A 16,417-nucleotide genomic window follows, 5' to 3' on the forward strand; every position below is an offset into this window, starting at 1 on the left:
ACTCCGCTAGTCTCTTGGGGACCGGCCCCGCCGCCCGGGCCTGCGCGAAGGCCCTTCCCGGCTTTCGAACGCGTGTATGATCACGGTGCCAGTACCCGTACCGCTACCGAAGGGGAGCCGCATCGTGGTCACCGAGGTCTTCACCCGTAAGTACTGCGACCCGCACGCCGTCAACGGCGAGAAGGTCGAGGCCACCGAGAGCATCCAGTTCGCCTGGGACGGCACGGTCCGTGAGGTCGACGCCTGCGAGGCGTGCAAGAAGGACTACGACACCAGGTTCGAGCCGCTGCTCGACTACTCCCGCCCGGTGAAGCGCCGCCGCGCCGCCAAGAAGACCGTCGCGGCCGACACCGCCCCGGCCGAGAGCACCCCGGCCGAGAGCTGATCCGCTCCGCGCCGCTCTGCACACAGTCCCAGCGCGCTCCTCGGCTGTGCCGGGCGGCCGGCGCCGCTTCCCGCGGCGCCGGCCGCCTTTGCCGTTTCTTGGGCTTTTCCCGCCCCAGTCGTGGGTAGCGATCTTCCATCCCCGCAGGAGTGCGGGGCGCACGTGCACGGTCCCGCACCCCGGGCACGCAGACGGGACAGGAGAACATTGAGCATCTGGCGCACCAAGAGCATCGAGCAGTCGATCAGGGACACCGACGAACCCGGCCACCGCCTCCGCCGCGACCTGAACGGCCTCGACCTGATCGTCTTCGGCATCGGCGTCATCATCGGGACCGGCATCTTCGTGGTCACCGGACGGCAGGCCGCCGAGAACGCCGGCCCTGCCATCGTGGTGTCCTTCCTCGCCGCCGGAGTGGTGTGCGCGCTGGCGGCCATGTGCTACGCCGAGTTCGCCTCCACCATCCCGGTCGCGGGCAGCGCCTACACGTTCGGCTACGCCACCCTGGGCGAGTTCATCGCCTGGATCATCGGCTGGGACCTGATCCTGGAGTTCACCCTGGCGGCCTCCGTGGTGTCGGTGGGCTGGTCGGAGTACGCCGGAGACCTGTTCGGCCTCCCCACCTCCGTGCCGGTGGCGGGCCATCCGGTGAACCTCGGGGCGATGGCCGTCGTGCTGCTGCTGGGCGGGCTCGGCACGCTGGGCGCCAAGCTGTCGGGGCGGGTCACCGCGGTCGTCGTGGCGATCAAGGTCGGCATCGTGCTGTTCATCATCGCCGTGGGCGCCGCCTACGTGAACCCCGCCAACTGGAGGCCGTTCGTCCCCCCGGCCGCGCCCGCGCCGGCGGGCGGCACGGGCGCGGGGGACAGCACCCTCACCCAGATCCTGCTCGGCCTGGACCCCACCTCCTTCGGCCTGTGGGGGGTCATCGCCGCCGCCTCCGTGGTGTTCTTCTCCTTCATCGGCTTCGACATCGTCGCCACCACCGCCGAGGAGACCCGCAACCCCAAACGGGACATCCCCGTCGGCATCTTCGGGTCCCTGCTCATCGTGACCGTCCTGTACATGGCGGTGGCCGCGGTCGTCACCGGCATGCGCCCCTACCCCGAACTGAACGTGGAGGCCCCCCTGTCCGACGCCTTCCGCTCGGTGGACGCGGGCTGGGCCGCGACACTGATCTCCCTGGGGGGCGTCATCGGCATCACCACCGTCATCCTGGTGCTGTTGATGGGCCAGTCCAGGGTGGCGTTCGCCATGTCCCGCGACGGCCTGCTGCCGCGTGCGCTGTCGCGCACCCACCCCCGGTTCGGCACACCGTACGTGACGACGCTGCTGACCACCGGAACGGTGGCGCTGCTGGCCGGTCTGGTGCCCATCGGCACCCTGGAGGAGATGGTCAACATCGGCACCCTGTTCGCCTTCGTGGTGGTGTCGGTGGGCGTGGTGGTCCTGCGCCGCACCCGCCCGGACCTGCCGCGCGCCTTCCGGGTGCCGTGGTCGCCGGTGCTGCCGCTGCTGGCCGCGCTGGCCTGCCTGTGGCTGATGATGAACCTGACCGTGCTCACCTGGCTGCGGTTCGCAGTGTGGATGGCACTGGGCGTGGCCGTCTACCTGCTCTACGGAATGCGCCGCAGCAGGCTCGCCGTGCTTCCCCGGCAGCGCACCGGCGAGGAGGACGAGGGTGTGGTCGCCTAGCGGCGCGGACCGCCCGGCGCTCCGGCCTGGGTGAGCAGCGTCATGAGCCGTCCCGGGCGCCGGGACGGGACGGTGCCCGCGACCGGCATGCGGGCCTGCACGACGCCGTCGCGCGGCGGCGAGACGGTCGCACCGAGCCGGTGCATGATCCGGCACATGGGCCCGTTGTCGGGCACGGTCTCGGCGCGCAGCTCGGCCAGTCCCCAGTCGGCGGCGATGGCGGTGAGCACCCGGGCCAGGCAGGTGCCGATCCCGTGGCCCTGCCAGAGGTCCTCGACCAGGAAAGCGATCTCGCCGACGCCCGGGTCCATCGTGTACATCAGGTGCGCCAGTGCGACGGGGTCGTCTCCGCCCAGGGGCCGGGCGGCCAGGGTCAGCCCGCGCTCCCGGTCGCAGAAGACGTTGAGGAGCCGGGGGCTCAACTCGTCGACCGGGGAGAGGTAGCGGCGGTGTTTCGTCCCGGCGGAGGAGCGCCGGTGCAGACGCTGCACCGCGTCGGAGTCCTCCGGGCCGACCTGCCACACGAACAGCCGGGTCCCGCGGTGGGTGACGGCCGTCCCCCGGGTGGGCGCCGGGCCGGTGGGCGGCAGCACCGAACGCACCAGGGCGTCGGCGCGGGCCGACTCCGTCCAGGTGAAGGGGCGGTCCACCCGGCGCAGCCGGACGGCGCGCAGCGGCCCCACCGGGACCAGCAGGACGCTCTCGGGCTCTTCGGGGAAGTCCGGGACGGCGGGCGTGCCCAGGGCGGCCCAGCGGGCGTCGTCGGCGCCCAGGAGTTCCCCCAGCACCTCGGGCAGCCGATGGGGCTGTGCCCGCAGCCGCGCGGTGAGCAGCAGCGCACGGGTCACGTCGTCGCCCACGTCGCGGAGGGCCGCGGGCACCGCCAGGACGTCGCCGTCCCGGCTGTGTTCGGCCAGGTCGGCGACCAAGCGGTGGTGGGAGCCGGGGACCTCGACGACGAACTCGTCGACCGCGCCGACGGCGTCGGTGTGGATGGACACCCCCACCACGTTGCCTCCGTGGTCGGCCATGACCCGGAGGATCCTGGCCAACTCCCCGGGGCGGTCCTCGACCGCCACCCGGATCCGCCACAGCGCCATCTCCACCACCCCCGACAAGGGTCTCCCGCCTCGGTGGCCCCAGTCTGCGCGGCGGATGTTTCGGGGGTGATACACGGGTGTAAGAGCCGGACGAAACCGGGGTGTGGTGCGGGTCAACGGCCGGAGCGGTCCGGGCCGGCCCGGGTGGTCACCCCTTCGCGCCGGTGAGGTCGGCGAGGACCTCGGTGAGGGCGGCGACTCCGGCGTGGCAGTCGGCGGGGTCGGCGCGCTCCTCGGGGGCGTGCGAGATGCCGGTGGGGTTGCGCACGAAGAGCATGGTCGCGGGCACCGCCGAGGCGAGGATGGCCGCGTCGTGTCCGGCCCCGGTGGACAGCAGGGGCGCGGGCGTGTCCCCTCCCACGAGGGAGGCCAGCCGGTGGCACAGCTCCCGGGGGAAGTCGACCCGGGGGAAGAAGGACTCCTGGAAGCTGCTCAGGCTGACCCCGTGCTCGGCGGCGGAGACGCGGGCCGCCCTGTCCACCGCGGCGACGACCGCGCGCAGCGTGGACTCCTGGGGGGCGCGGGCGTCCAGCCAGGCGCGCACCCGCGAGGGGATCGAGTTGCTGGTGTTGGGGGTGAGCCACACCCGGCCGACGGTGGCCACGGCGTCGTGCTCGACGGCGGCGCGGCGCACCGCGCTCACCGTCTCGGCGAACGGCAGCATGGGGTCGTTGCGGTCGGCGATCCGGGTGGTCCCGGCGTGGTCGGCCTGGCCGGAGAAGTCCAGGCGCCACCGGCCGTGCGGCCAGACCGTGGCGGCCACGCCCACCGGGGTGCCGTGGTGGACCAGGGAGCGGCCCTGTTCGATGTGGAGTTCCACGAAGACGCCGATGCGGGCGAGGCGGTCGGGGTCGGCGCCCATGCGCTCGGGGTCCAGTCCGGCGTCGGACATGGCGCGCGCCAGGGTGATGCCGTCGGCGTCGGTGAGGCCGCGGGCCCGTTCCGCGGTGATGGCCCCGGTGAGCAGGCGCGATCCGAGGCGGGGCACGCCGAAGCGGGCGCCTTCCTCCTCGACGAAGACGACGACCGCCAGGGGACGCCTGGGACGCAGTCCGCGCCGGTGGAGTTCGTCGACGGCGGCCAGCGCGCTGACCACGCCGAGGGGGCCGTCGAACCCGCCGCCGTTGGGGACCGAGTCCAGATGCGATCCGGTGACGACGGCGTCGGGCCCCGCCTCGCCCAGCCAGGCCCACAGGTTGCCGTTGCGGTCGGTCTCCACCGTCATTCCGCGGGCCTGGGCCTCGCCGGTGAACCAGGCGCGCAGTTCGGCGTCGACCGGTGTCCAGGAGAGGCGCCGGTAGCCGCCGGTGGTGCGGTCGCGTCCCAGCGGGGCGAGACCAGCCCACAACCGGTCGAAGGTGTCGCTCACGGGTCGCTCCTCATCGTCGCTGGGTCCTGACTGTCGGGCCGCGGCGGCGCGCACCGCCGGTCCCAGTGTCCCGGACCGGTCGTCTCTCGGACGAGTGCCCCGTGCCGCTGTGCCGGGACGGTGGTTCTTCCGGTCCTTCGGACTCCAGTGGTAGCACCTCGCCCTCCGGACGCGCACGGCCGCCGCCTCCTGCCCGCACGGGAGTGTCCGGAGTGTGGCGGGCGCCCTCCGGTACTGGTCCGGTGGGCGCCCGCCGGGTGCGTGGGACGGACACGCACGGTGTGGGAAAGGTCTAGGTCGCGGTTGCGGCCAACCACTGCCGGGCCCTATTCAACACGTCCGGGGGAAGCTCGTGCCCACCCGGGTGCTCGTGCATCTGCACGGCCGCTGAGCATTGTCGCAGTTGTTCGGCCAACAGGCGAGCCTGATCGACGGGGGTGATGGGATCGGCGGCCCCCGCCCCGAGAAACACCTGGACTCCGGAGAGGTCCACCGGGGCGAGCGGACGCCCCTGCAGCGGCGCGGCGGCGGCGAACAGGATCGCCCGGCGCAGCAGGCCCGGATGGAGCAGCAGGGTGGCCGCCGCCATGTTCGCGCCGTTGGAGAAGCCGACGGCGGTCACGGTCGCGGGGTCCAGGCCGTAGGCGTCGGTGGCCCTGCGCACGAAGCCGGCCAGTTCGGCGGCGCGGGCGATGACGTCGTCGACGTCGAACACGCCCTCGCGCAGCCGGCGGAACCAGCGGTTGGCGCCGTTCTCGTCGACCTTGCCGCGCGGCGACAGCAGTGCCGCGCCGCTGTCCAGGCTCCGGCCCAGGCCCAGCAGGTCGTACTCGTCGGCTCCGGTGCCGTGCAGCAGGAGCAGGGTGGGCGCGTCCGGATGGGTGGCCGAGCGGAACACGTGGGTGAACCCCAGGTCTGCCATGCGTCTACTCCTCGATCTTCAGCTCGGGCAGGGCCTGTTCGATCTGGTCGCGCCGGGGTTCCAGCCACGGCGGCAGCCGGAGCCTGCGGCCCAGTTCCAGCAGCGGCTCGTCGTAGTCGAACCCGGGGCCGTCGGTGGCGATCTCCAGCAGCACCCCGCCGGGTTCGCGGAAGTAGATCGAGGTGAAGTAGGAGCGGTCGCGCACCTCGGTCACGGACACGCCCGCGTCCAGCAACTCCCGCTGCCAGTCGAGCTGGGTCTGCTGGTCGGGGGCGCGGTAGGCGACGTGGTGCACGGTGCCCACGGCGACCTCGCCGAGGCGGGCGGTGGGCATGGCGACGACGTCCAGGACGGTGCCGACCGCCGCTCCCGCGGCCGCGGTGTGGAAGCGCAGCCGGTCGCCCTCCTCGGCGGCCAGGGTGAACCCGAGCCGGTTCTGCAGCATGTCGGCGGTCCGCTCGTGGTCGCGTTCGGTGAGGGTGACCGCGCGGATGCCGCGGATGGCGTGCTCGACCGGGACGTCGCCGCCGTCCCAGGGGTCGGTGTCGTGGTGGTCGGGGCTGGCGACCAGTTCGAGGACGAGGCCGTCGGGGTCGCGCAGGCTCAGCACGTCCTCCTCCAGCCGTTCGGCGGGACGGGTGGCGGGCACGCCCAGCCGGGCCAGGTGCCGCTGCCACCAGCCGATCGACCCCTCGGGCACGGAGAAGGAGGTGACGGTGGCCTGACCGGCCCCGATCCGTCCCCTGGGCGCCTCCGGCCACGGGAAGAAGGTCATGACGGTGCCCGGGTTCCCCGCGCGGTCGCCGTAGTACAGGTGGTACGTGTCGGGGGCGTCGAAGTTGACCGTCTGCTTGACCAGCCGCATGCCCAGGACGTTGCGGTAGAAGTCCGCGTTGGCCGCCGGGTCGCCGGCGATCGCGGTGACGTGGTGGATTCCTGCTGGGCGTACGTTCATGGGCCGTCTCCTGCTCTTCGGCTTCCTCCACACGGACAAACAGTTGAAATTTAAACTTTATTCCGGAGGTATGCCAGCCGTCCCGCTGACCGGTTCCGGACACGACGAAGCCCCCGCCGGTCGGGTGGCGGGGGCTTCGCGGTGGTCTCCTGCTCCTCCGGGGAGTCCGCGGGTCGGGGTCTTGGGACTCCTCAGCTCCGGCGGAGCGGTCCGTCACCGGTGGCTCAGTCGTTCAGAGGCTTGAGGGCGGCCGACATCGCGGCACGCTCGGCACGCAGTTTGGCCAGCGCCTCTTCGAGAATGGCCTGGCCGTCGGCGTCACTGCGCCGCTCCTTCACGTAGGCCAGGTGGGTCTTGTACGGTTCGGTCTTCGGGGGAGCCGGGGGGTTCTCCGGGTCCTTGCCAGCGGGGAAACCGCAACGGGGGCAGTCCCATTCGTCAGGAATCTGAGCCTCGTGCGAGAAGCTCGGAACCACTTGGTGCTTGTTGGCGCAGTAGAACGCGACACGGATCCGCGGTGCCGCCTCACCGCGTTCGGCTTCGCCCATCGGGCCGGCGCCGACGCGGCTGCCGCGGATGGCACTGCCACTACCCACGAAAAACTCCTTCAGCGTGATGTGCCCCGGGAACGGTCCGTCGCACGGCTCCGCAGAACGCACAGCACCGAGCGCGCATGCCCGGGGCCCTGCGGGCGAGGGGCGCGATGCTGCGGACTAGCTCTGGCGGAGGATGAGCAGGCCGAGCGCGACGATACCGACGGTCCACACCAGACCGGTGGCGATGGTCAACCGGTCGAGGTTGCGCTCGACCACCGAGGAGCCCCCCAGGGAGGAGGTGACACCGCCGCCGAACAGATCGGAGAGGCCACCACCTTTGCCCTTGTGGAGCAGGACCAGCATGATCATCAGCACGCTGACGATCATCAGGGCAATGGACAGACCGACGATAATCACACGCTCACCCGTAACTCGACCCCGACGAGGGGGAATCCGAACGACCAGAACTTCCGCCCGGCCTCGCACCACCTGAGGAAAAGCGAGATCCCGGACAGGGTATCGGGAACATTACCTGATTTTACCCCCGACACTGTAGGCCCCGGAGCCACTCTTCCCGAAAGACTCCGTCACGCCGCGTGTCGGCGGGCCGCGCCGGGGCGACGGCCCGCCGACCGGCCGGTCTCAGCCCTGCACGGCGGCGCGGACCAGGGCGACGAACTCGTCGGCCTGCAGGCTCGCACCGCCCACCAGCGCACCGTCCACGTCCTGCTGGGCCATGATCGCCGCGACGTTGCCGCTCTTGACCGAACCGCCGTAGAGGATGCGGGTCCGCCCCGCGGCCTCGGCGGAGTACAGCTCGCCGATCCGGCCCCGCAGCGCCGCGCACACCTCCTGGGCGTCCTCGGGGGTGGCGACCTCGCCGGTGCCGATCGCCCACACCGGCTCGTAGGCGATGACCAGGTCGCGGACCTGCTCCTCGGACACGCCCTTGAGCGCGCCCTCCAACTGGGCCAGGGTGTGCTCGACCTGGCGCCCCGCCTTGCGGACGTCCAGGCCCTCGCCCAGGCACAGGATCGGGGTGATGCCGTTGGCGAAGGCCGCCCGGACCTTCGCGTTGACCACCGCGTCGTCCTCGTGGTGGTACTCGCGCCGCTCCGAGTGCCCGGCCAGCACGTAGGAGCAGTTGAGCTTGGCCAGCATCGGCCCGGACACCTCGCCGGTGTAGGCGCCCTTCTCATGCTGGGAGATGTCCTGGGCGCCGTAGTGGATCCGCAGCTTGTCGCCCTCCACCAGGGTCTGCACGCTGCGGATCGCGGTGAACGGCGGCAGCACCGCGATGTCCGCGGCGTCGTAGTCGGCGTCGTTGAGGGCGAAGGCCATCTTCTGCACCAGGGCGATGGCTTCGAGGTGGTTGTTGTGCAGCTTCCAGTTACCCGCGATCAGCGGCTTGCGCTCGGCGGTTGCCATGGTCTTCCTAGTCCTCCAGTGCCGCGATACCGGGCAGGGTCTTTCCTTCGAGGTACTCCAGGCTGGCGCCGCCGCCGGTGGAGATGTGCCCGAACGCCTTCTCGTCGAAGCCGAGGGCCCGCACGGCCGCGGCCGAGTCGCCGCCGCCGACCACGGTGAACGCCGAGGAGTCGGCCAGCGCCCGGGCCACCGCCCGCGTGCCGTTCGCGTACGGCTCCATCTCGAACACGCCCATCGGGCCGTTCCAGAACACGGTCGCCGCATCGGCCAGCTTCGCGGCGAACAGTTCGGCCGAGGCCGGCCCGATGTCCAGGCCCATCCGGTCGGCGGGGATCTCGGCGACGCCGACCACGTCGTGGGCGGCGTCGGCGGCGAACTTCTCCGCGGCCACCACGTCGACGGGCAGCACGAACTCCACCCCGCGCTCCTCGGCGCGGCGCAGGTAGCCGTTGACGGTGTCGATCTGGTCGCGCTCCAGCAGGCTGGCACCGACCTCGTACCCCTTGGCGGCGAGGAAGGTGTAGGCCATGCCGCCGCCGATGAGGATGCGGTCGGCGGTGTTGAGCAGGTTGTCGATGACCCCCAGCTTGTCGGAGACCTTGGAGCCGCCCAGCACCACCACGTAGGGGCGCTGGGGGGACTCGGTCAGCCGCCGCAGCACGTCGACCTCGGTGAACACCAGGCCGCCCGCGGCGTGCGGAAGACGCCTGGGCAGGTCGTAGACGCTGGCGTGCTTGCGGTGCACCGCGCCGAAGCCGTCGCCGACGTACAGGTCGGCCAGGGCCGCGAGCCGGTCGGCGAACGCGCCGCGCTCGGCGTCGTCCTTGCTGGTCTCCCCCGGTTCGAAACGCAGGTTCTCCACCAGGGCGACCTCGCCGTCGGCCAGTTCGCGGCTGACGGCCAGGGCGGACTCTCCCGCGGTGTCGGTGGCGAAGCGCACCTCGGTGCCCAGCAGTTCGCCCAGCCGCTCGGCGACGGGCCGCAGCGAGTAGGCGGGGTCGACCTTGCCCTTGGGGCGGCCCAGGTGGGCGCCGACGACGACGCGCGCGCCCCGCTCGCGAAGCCTGGTGATGGTGGGCAGGCTGGCCCGGATGCGGCCGTCGTCGGTGATGCGGTCACCGTCGAGCGGCACGTTGAGATCGGCCCGGACAAAAACGCGCTTGCCCGCGACGTCGAGGTCCTCGATCGTCCGCATGTCTCTACTTCTCTTTCTGGAAGCGGTCTACATGGGCGGCGACGCCCCCGCCCGGCCGCGGAGGGCCGGTGGTGAGGGCGTCGCCGGTGCCGTGGGCGGCGTTCGTCAGAGGTTGGAGCCGACCAGCTTGACCAGGTCGACCAGGCGGTTGGAGTAGCCCCACTCGTTGTCGTACCAGCCGACGACCTTGACCTGGTTGCCGAAGGCCATGGTGAGGCTGGCGTCGAAGGTGCAGGAGGCCGGGGTACCGACGATGTCGGAGGAGACGATCGCGTCCTCGGTGTAGACCAGGACGTCCTTGAGCGCTCCCTCGGCCGCGGCCTTGAACGCGGCGTTGACCTCTTCCTTGGTGACGTCGCGCTCCAGAGTGACCACCAGGTCGGTGACGGAGCCGTCGGGCACCGGGACCCGCATCGCCAGGCCGTCGAGCTTGCCCTTCAGCTCGGGCAGCACCAGCGCGGTGGCCTTGGCGGCGCCGGTGGTGGTGGGGATGATGTTCTGCGCGGCGGCCCGGGCGCGGCGCAGGTCCTTGTGCGGGTAGTCCAGGATGACCTGGTCGTTGGTGTACGCGTGCACCGTGGTCATCAGACCCTTGACGATGCCGAAGTTCTCCATCAGGGTCTTGGCCATCGGCGCCACGCAGTTGGTGGTGCACGAGGCGTTGGACAGGACGTGGTGGTTGGCCGGGTCGTACTTGTCGTCGTTGACGCCCATGACGACGGTCAGGTCCTCGCCCTTGGCCGGGGCGGAGATGATGACCTTCTTGGCGCCGGCCTCGATGTGCTTCTTGGCGTCCTCGGCCTTGGTGAAGAAGCCGGTGGACTCGATGACGACGTCCACACCGAGGTCGCCCCAGGGCAGCTGGGCCGGGTCGCGCTGGGCGAGCGCCTTCATGGTGACGCCACCGACCGAGATGGTGTCCTCGCCGACCTCGACCTCGCCGGGCAGGGTGCCCAGCACCGTGTCGTACTTGAGCAGGTGGGCCAGGGTCGCCTTGTCGGTGAGGTCGTTGACGGCCACGATCTCGACGTCGCTGCCCGCGGCGGCCTGGACCGCCCGCCAGAAGTTGCGGCCGATTCGTCCGAATCCGTTCACGCCTACACGGATGGTCACGGAAACCATTCTCCTCACGTGTCGTCTGCGTCGTCGACGCTGGTTCCGACGCAACACGCGCCGGATCACGGAAAACAGTGTGCGTTGTGGGCTGGGGCGAGCCTATCGTCCGTGCCCCCGGTCACCGGAGGCGGATCCGCCACGGCGCGCGAGCCGTCCCGTCGGTGCCAATACTGGCACCTTCACACACTAGAGGTATAGACCATTAGATCGTATTTTTCGCTACCTCTTACCATCGTTTCCGCAGCTCGTGAAAGTGTGGGCAACCCGGGAGAACCGTTCACACTTTATTACGAGCGCATTAACGAGCACTGTTGACGGGGAACCGGCCCCGCCCCCGTCCCGCCCGCCCCGCACCGTCCACCCACAGCGACCGAGCGATCACTGTCGGACACGATCTGTGATCATCCTCACATCACGGGACGAGCATGTCGGGAGTCAGGTTCGCCTCGGTGTTGGGGATGCCCAGATCCGCCGCGCGCTTGTCCGCCATGGCCAGCAGCCGCCGGATCCGGCCCGCGATCGCGTCCTTGGTCAACGGCGGATCGGAGAGCTGCCCCAGCTCCTCCAGCGACGCCTGCTTGTGTTCCAACCGCAGTTTGCCCGCGGCGACCAGGTGCTCGGGGGCGTCGTCGGCGAGGATCTCCAGCGCCCGCTCGACCCGGGCGCCCGCGGCGACCGCGGCCCGCGCACTGCGCCGCAGGTTGGCGTCGTCGAAGTTGGCCAGCCGGTTGGCGGTGGCCCGCACCTCGCGGCGCATCCGCCGCTCCTCCCAGGCCAGCACGCTCTGGTGGGCGCCCAGCAGGGTCAGCAGCGCACTGATGGAGTCGCCGTCGCGCACCACCACGCGGTCCACCCCCCGCACCTCACGGGCCTTGGCGTGTACCTTGAGCCGCCGCGCCGCACCCACCAGGGCCAGCGCCGCCTCCGGTCCCGGACAGGTGATCTCCAGCGACATGGACCGCCCCGGCTCGGTGAGCGAGCCGTGCGCGATGAAGGCGCCGCGCCACGCCGACTCCGCGTCGCACACCCCGCCCGCCACCACGTGCCGGGGCAGACCGCGCACCGGACGGCCGTTGCCGTCGATCAGCCCGGTCTGGCGGGCCAGGCTCTCCCCCTCCTTGATGACCCGGACCACATAGCGGTTGCCCTTGCGTAGACCGCTGGGGGCCAGCACCACCACCTCGGACTCGTGCCCGAACACCTCGGAGACGTCCTTGCGCAGCCGACGCGCGGCCGCCCCCGTGTCGAGTTCGGCCTCGATCACGATACGTCCGCCGACCAGGTGCAGCCCGCCGGTGAAACGCAGAATCGTCGAGACTTCCGCTTTGCGGCAGCATGGCTTGAGAACGGTCAGCCGGCTCAACTCGTCCTTCACCACGCCGGTCATCGCCATGGATGCGGCCCCTTCCCCCTGTAGAACGCACACGTGCGCGCCGCGGCCAAGCAGCGCCCTTCGTGGCAGACTACTTGCCCACGCGGCCAACTCCATGCCCCACGTGCGTGTGTCCGCTCCCCTTGACCGTTCCGACACCCCCGCACTCTCGTACTCCCGTGCCGCCGGAGCCGCTCAGCCGGCGAAGATCTCATCGAACGCCGCCGCGAAGCGGTCCGGATCGTGGCGCGGCGAACCGTCGTCGACGGCCAGGTCGGCCAGCACCAGGCGGGCCCCCAGCTCGGCGGAGACCTGCTCCAGCCGGACCGTGTCCTCCACCCCCTTGCGGTCCGCCAGCACCACGTCCACCCGCAGCTCGGGCGCGTGGTCGGCGAGCACCTCCAGATAGGTGTGCGCGGCGAACCCGTCGGTCTCGCCCCGCTGCGGGGACAGGTTGAGCGCCACCAGCCGCCGCGCCCGGGTCGTCACCAGCGCCCGCGCCAGATCCGGGACGAGCAGGTGCGGCAGCACGCTGGTGAACCAGGAGCCGGGGCCGAACACCACCCAGTCGGCCTCGTGCACCGCCCGCACCACCTGGCCGGGCACCGGCGGCCGGTCCGGGATCAGCGAGATGGACCGCACCCGACCCCGGGTGCTGGCGCAGGCCACCTGGCCGCGCACGGTCACCACCTCGTCGGGACGCTCCGGGTCGGCCCCCTCCACCTCGGCGACGATGTCCAGCGGCACCGACGACATCGGCAGCACCCGGCCGTGCGCGCCGAGCAGCTGCCCCACCCAGTCCAGCGCGGCCACCGAGTCGCCCAGTAATTCCCACAGCGCCACGATGAGCAGGTTGCCCACCGCGTGCCCGTGCAGCTCACCCTCGGAACGGAACCGGTGCTGCACCACCTCGCTCCAGGTACTGCCCCACTCGTCGTCGCCGCACAGCGCCGCCAACGCCATCCGCAGGTCCCCGGGCGGCAGCACCCCCAGCTCCCGGCGCAGCCGCCCGCTGGACCCGCCGTCGTCGGCGACCGTCACCACGGCGGTGACGTCGGTGGTGACCCGGCGCAGCGCGGACAGCGACGCGTACAGCCCGTGCCCCCCGCCCAACGCGACCACCCTCGGCGGCGCGGCCCTGTCGTCGTCCCGCGACCTCTCCCAAGCGTCCTCGTAACCCGCCATCGGTCTACGCGCCCCTCAATTCCCTCCCCCGGGCCACCCGACGTCCCGGGGCACCTGACGCGGCGCCGGCCGCCGCGCCGCCGCTTACTCGCGCCCCAGGTCGCGGTGGATGATGTTCACCTCGACCCCCTCGTCGCGCAGGCGTGCGGCGAGCTGCTCGGACATGGCGACACTGCGGTGCTTGCCCCCGGTGCAGCCCACCGCGAGCGTCATGTAGTGCTTACCCTCGCGCTGGTACCCGGAGACCAGCAGCCGCAGCACCTCGACGTAGGAGTCCAGCATCTCCTTGGCGCCGCGCTGGGCCAGCACGTAGTCGCGCACCGGGCCGTCCTGCCCCGTCATGGGGCGCAGCTCCGGAACCCAGTGCGGGTTGGGCAGGAACCGGCAGTCCAACACCAGGTCGGCGTCGACCGGCAGCCCGTGCTTGAACCCGAAGGAGACCACGTTGGCGCGCAGGTGGGTCTCGCGGGCCTGCCCGAAGAACCCCACCATCTTCGCCTTGAGCTGGTGCACGTTGAGCTGGGAGGTGTCGATGACCAGGTCGGCCTCGCCGCGGATGGAGCGCAGCAGCCCGCGTTCCCGGCTGATCCCGTCGGTCAGCCGCCCCTCCCCCTGCAGCGGGTGCGGACGGCGCACGCTCTCGAAACGGCGCACCAGCGTCTCGTCCGAGGCCTCCAGGAACACCACACGGGCGACGATGCCGCGGCCGCGCAGGTCCTCCACCGCGGACAGCAGGTCCTCGGTGAAGGCCATACTGCGCACGTCCACGACGGCGGCCACCCGCGACACCGCCCCGTGGGTGCGTCCGGCCAGGTCGATCATGGTGGGCAGCAGCCCCGGCGGCAGGTTGTCGACGACGAACCAGTCGAGGTCCTCCAGCGCCCGCGCCGCGGTGCTGCGTCCGGCTCCCGACATGCCCGTCACGACGACGATCTCCGGTGGGAGATCGCCTCCCCGACTGGTCGTCACGTGCTCTTCCCTTCGTGGTCTCGGTTGGCTGGCTTGCTGTCCTCCGGCGGCGTCCGCTCCCCGTCCCCGGTGCCGCTGAGCCGCTCGTGGATGGTCCGCGCGGTCCGCTCCCCGATCCCGGGCACCTCGGCGATCTCGGCGGCCGTGGCCTGCGCCAGGCGGCGCACCGACCCGAAGTGCTTGACCAGCGCGGCGCGACGGACCGGTCCCAGCCCGGGGATGTCGTCCAGGACGCTGGTCGTGAGCGCTGCGGCCCTCTTGCGCCGATGGTAGGAGATCGCGAACCGGTGCGCCTCGTCCCGGACCCGTTGCAGCAGGTAGAGGCCCTCGCTGGCGCGCGGCAGGATGATCGGGTCCTCGTCGTCGGGCACCCACACCTCCTCCAGCCGCTTGGCCAGGCCGCAGACGGCCACGTCCTCGATCCCCAGGTCGTCCAGCGCCCGCTGGGCGGCCGCGACCTGGGGGCGGCCTCCGTCCACCACGACCAGGTTGGGCGGGTAGGCGAACCGGGGCGCGCCCCCCTTCACGGTACGGCCCGCGGCCGGTGGCGCGCCGCTGCCGCCCAGCGTGTCCAACTCCCCGGAGCGCTGGCTCTCCTCCAGGTAGCGGGTGAACCGGCGGGTGAGGACCTCGTACATCGCCGCCACGTCGCTGTGCTCGGCGCCCGTCGCGCCCCGGATGCTGAACCGCCGGTACTCGGACTTGCGGGCCAGGCCGTCCTCGAACACCACCATCGACGCCACCGGGTGCTCCCCCTGGAGGGTGGAGACGTCGAAGCACTCGATGCGCAGCGGGGCCTCGGCCAGTCCCAGCGCCTCGGCGATCTCCGACAGCGCCCTGGAGCGCGTGGTCAGGTCGGAGGCGCGCTGGCTCTTGTGGCGGGCCAGCGCCTGCTCGGCGTTCTTGGCGACGGTCTCCATCAGGGCCCGCTTGTCGCCGCGCCGGGGCACCCGCACGTCCACGGCCGCGCCGCGCCGCTTCGACAGCCAGGCGGTGACGGCGGCGAGGTCGGTGGGCTCGGCCGACACCAGCACCTCGCGGGGGATGGCCGCGGCGGTCTCCGCCCCCTCCGCGCCGCCGTAGGTCTGGGCGAGGAACTGCTCGACGAGCTGGCCGGTGGAGACCTCCTCGACCTTGTCCACCACCCAGCCGCGCTCGCCGCGGATCCGTCCGCCGCGGACGTAGAACACCTGGACCGCGGCCTCCAGCTGGTCCTCGGCGATGGCGATGACGTCGCAGTCGGTGGCGTCGCCGAGGACCACCGCCTGCTTCTCCATGACCGTGCGCAGCGCCTGGATGTCGTCGCGGATGCGTGCGGCGCGCTCGTACTCCTGCTCGGCGGCGGCCTGTTTCATCTCGGCCTCCAGGGCCCGCAGGAACCGGCCGGTCTCGCCCGCCATGAAGGCGCAGAAGTCCTCGGCGAGCGCGCGGTGCTCGGCCGCGTCGACGCGTCCCACGCACGGGGCGGAGCACTTGTCGATGTAGCCGAGCAGGCAGGGCCGCCCGCTGGAGCGGGCGCGGCGGAACACCCCCGCCGAGCAGGTGCGCACCGGAAACACCCGCAGCAGCAGGTCGACGGTGTCGCGGATGGCCCAGGCGTAGGAGTAGGGCCCGAAGTAGCGCACCCCGCGGCGGCGGGCCCCCCGCATCACCTGCACCCGGGGGAACTCCTCGTTGAGCGTGACCGCCAGGTAGGGGTAGCTCTTGTCGTCGCGGTAGCGGACGTTGAAGCGCGGCGAGTACTCCTTGATCCAGGAGTACTCCAGCTGCAGCGCCTCCACCTCGGTCCCCACCACCGTCCAGTCGACGTCGGCTGCGGTGGAGACCATGGTCTGGGTCCGCGGGTGCAGCGCGCTGAAGTCCTGGAAGTAGGAGGACAGCCGGGCGCGCAGGTTCTTGGCCTTTCCAACGTAGATCACGCGGCCGTGCTCGTCCCGGAACCGGTAGACCCCCGGGTCGGTGGGGATGGATCCGGGTTCGGGGCGCAGGGTCGGGCGGACGGTCATCTGGTTTCCTCTGGGCGGTCCCCCGGGACGGGGGAGGGGTCGGGCTCCCGGGAGCGGGACGGGTGCGCCGTGGCGCACCTCTCCCCATTCTCCGCGGGCTCCCGCGCGGGACGGGAAGCCCCGCGGCGCGAACAGCGGAAATCCTCTTTTCCTCAGGTTGCGTGAGGACGTCAGGGTCCCCTTC

Annotated in this window: 15 protein-coding genes; 2 read left to right on the forward strand and 13 right to left on the reverse strand. The window is 71.7% G+C overall.

What is annotated here, in order from left to right:
• Nucleotides 1–124: 124 nt before the first annotated feature.
• Together FOF52_RS09905 and FOF52_RS09910 are read left to right on the forward strand one after the other, a co-directional pair.
• Nucleotides 125–385: a hypothetical protein gene (locus FOF52_RS09905; RefSeq protein ID WP_248593531.1), complete on the forward strand. Its 261-nt coding sequence runs from the start codon at nt 125–127 to the stop codon at nt 383–385.
• Between the two features lie 207 nt (nt 386–592).
• Nucleotides 593–2,080: an amino acid permease gene (locus FOF52_RS09910; protein WP_248593532.1), complete on the forward strand. Its 1,488-nt coding sequence runs from the start codon at nt 593–595 to the stop codon at nt 2,078–2,080.
• On the opposite strand, the gene FOF52_RS09915 is transcribed toward FOF52_RS09910, so the two are convergent.
• The 13 genes from FOF52_RS09915 to uvrC all read right to left on the reverse strand — a co-directional run bounded on the left by FOF52_RS09915 (nt 2,077) and on the right by uvrC (nt 16,233).
• Nucleotides 2,077–3,189: a GNAT family N-acetyltransferase gene (locus FOF52_RS09915; RefSeq protein WP_341849829.1), complete on the reverse strand. Its 1,113-nt coding sequence runs from the start codon at nt 3,187–3,189 to the stop codon at nt 2,077–2,079. The genes FOF52_RS09910 and FOF52_RS09915 overlap by 4 nt on opposite strands.
• Nucleotides 3,190–3,328: 139 nt before the next feature.
• Nucleotides 3,329–4,549 (reverse strand): allantoate amidohydrolase, encoded by a 1,221-nt coding sequence (locus tag FOF52_RS09920; RefSeq protein ID WP_248593533.1) that lies wholly within the window; start codon nt 4,547–4,549, stop codon nt 3,329–3,331.
• Between the two features lie 292 nt (nt 4,550–4,841).
• Nucleotides 4,842–5,471, reverse strand: coding sequence for an alpha/beta hydrolase (locus FOF52_RS09925; protein WP_248593534.1), 630 nt, complete (start codon nt 5,469–5,471; stop codon nt 4,842–4,844).
• A 4-nt stretch (nt 5,472–5,475) separates the two neighbouring features.
• Nucleotides 5,476–6,426: a VOC family protein gene (locus FOF52_RS09930; RefSeq protein ID WP_248593535.1), complete on the reverse strand. Its 951-nt coding sequence runs from the start codon at nt 6,424–6,426 to the stop codon at nt 5,476–5,478.
• A 224-nt stretch (nt 6,427–6,650) separates the two neighbouring features.
• The gene (locus FOF52_RS09935) at nt 6,651–6,974 is read right to left on the reverse strand and encodes an RNA polymerase-binding protein RbpA (RefSeq protein WP_248593814.1); all 324 of its coding nucleotides are present in this window, start codon (nt 6,972–6,974) and stop codon (nt 6,651–6,653) included.
• Between the two features lie 165 nt (nt 6,975–7,139).
• On the reverse strand, nt 7,140–7,376 hold the full coding sequence (gene secG, locus FOF52_RS09940; RefSeq protein ID WP_248593815.1) for a preprotein translocase subunit SecG: 237 nt from the start codon (nt 7,374–7,376) through the stop codon (nt 7,140–7,142).
• 228 nt (nt 7,377–7,604) lie between these two features.
• Nucleotides 7,605–8,390, reverse strand: coding sequence for a triose-phosphate isomerase (tpiA, locus tag FOF52_RS09945; protein ID WP_248593536.1), 786 nt, complete (start codon nt 8,388–8,390; stop codon nt 7,605–7,607).
• Nucleotides 8,391–8,397: 7 nt separating this feature from the next.
• The gene (locus tag FOF52_RS09950; RefSeq protein ID WP_248593537.1) at nt 8,398–9,585 is read right to left on the reverse strand and encodes a phosphoglycerate kinase; all 1,188 of its coding nucleotides are present in this window, start codon (nt 9,583–9,585) and stop codon (nt 8,398–8,400) included.
• Nucleotides 9,586–9,690: 105 nt separating this feature from the next.
• Complete coding sequence (gap, locus tag FOF52_RS09955) at nt 9,691–10,698, reverse strand: type I glyceraldehyde-3-phosphate dehydrogenase (RefSeq protein ID WP_248593538.1); 1,008 nt, start codon at nt 10,696–10,698, stop codon at nt 9,691–9,693.
• Between the two features lie 415 nt (nt 10,699–11,113).
• Complete coding sequence (whiA, locus tag FOF52_RS09960) at nt 11,114–12,094, reverse strand: DNA-binding protein WhiA (RefSeq protein ID WP_248593539.1); 981 nt, start codon at nt 12,092–12,094, stop codon at nt 11,114–11,116.
• A gap of 174 nt (nt 12,095–12,268) precedes the next feature.
• Nucleotides 12,269–13,195 (reverse strand): gluconeogenesis factor YvcK family protein, encoded by a 927-nt coding sequence (locus FOF52_RS09965; RefSeq protein ID WP_248593816.1) that lies wholly within the window; start codon nt 13,193–13,195, stop codon nt 12,269–12,271.
• 147 nt (nt 13,196–13,342) lie between these two features.
• Entirely contained in the window at nt 13,343–14,227 is an 885-nt protein-coding gene (rapZ, locus tag FOF52_RS09970) for an RNase adapter RapZ (protein WP_248593540.1), read from the reverse strand.
• Nucleotides 14,224–16,233, reverse strand: coding sequence for an excinuclease ABC subunit UvrC (uvrC, locus tag FOF52_RS09975; RefSeq protein ID WP_248593541.1), 2,010 nt, complete (start codon nt 16,231–16,233; stop codon nt 14,224–14,226). Before uvrC ends, rapZ begins: the two co-directional genes overlap by 4 nt.
• Nucleotides 16,234–16,417 lie beyond the last annotated feature (184 nt).

Origin of the sequence: Thermobifida alba, from assembly GCF_023208015.1 — a bacterium.
GTDB lineage: Bacteria > Actinomycetota > Actinomycetes > Streptosporangiales > Streptosporangiaceae > Thermobifida > Thermobifida alba.

Excerpts from the sequence above, each read along its gene's own strand:
- FOF52_RS09925 (WP_248593534.1), bottom strand. The coding sequence starts at position 5,471 with ATGGCAGACCTGGGGTTCACCCACGTGTTCCGCTCGGCCACCCATCCG.
- FOF52_RS09930 (WP_248593535.1), bottom strand. The coding sequence starts at position 6,426 with ATGAACGTACGCCCAGCAGGAATCCACCACGTCACCGCGATCGCCGGC.
- FOF52_RS09935 (WP_248593814.1), bottom strand. The coding sequence starts at position 6,974 with ATGGGCGAAGCCGAACGCGGTGAGGCGGCACCGCGGATCCGTGTCGCG.
- tpiA (WP_248593536.1), bottom strand. The coding sequence starts at position 8,390 with ATGGCAACCGCCGAGCGCAAGCCGCTGATCGCGGGTAACTGGAAGCTG.
- FOF52_RS09950 (WP_248593537.1), bottom strand. The coding sequence starts at position 9,585 with ATGCGGACGATCGAGGACCTCGACGTCGCGGGCAAGCGCGTTTTTGTC.
- whiA (WP_248593539.1), bottom strand. The coding sequence starts at position 12,094 with ATGGCGATGACCGGCGTGGTGAAGGACGAGTTGAGCCGGCTGACCGTT.
- uvrC (WP_248593541.1), bottom strand. The coding sequence starts at position 16,233 with ATGACCGTCCGCCCGACCCTGCGCCCCGAACCCGGATCCATCCCCACC.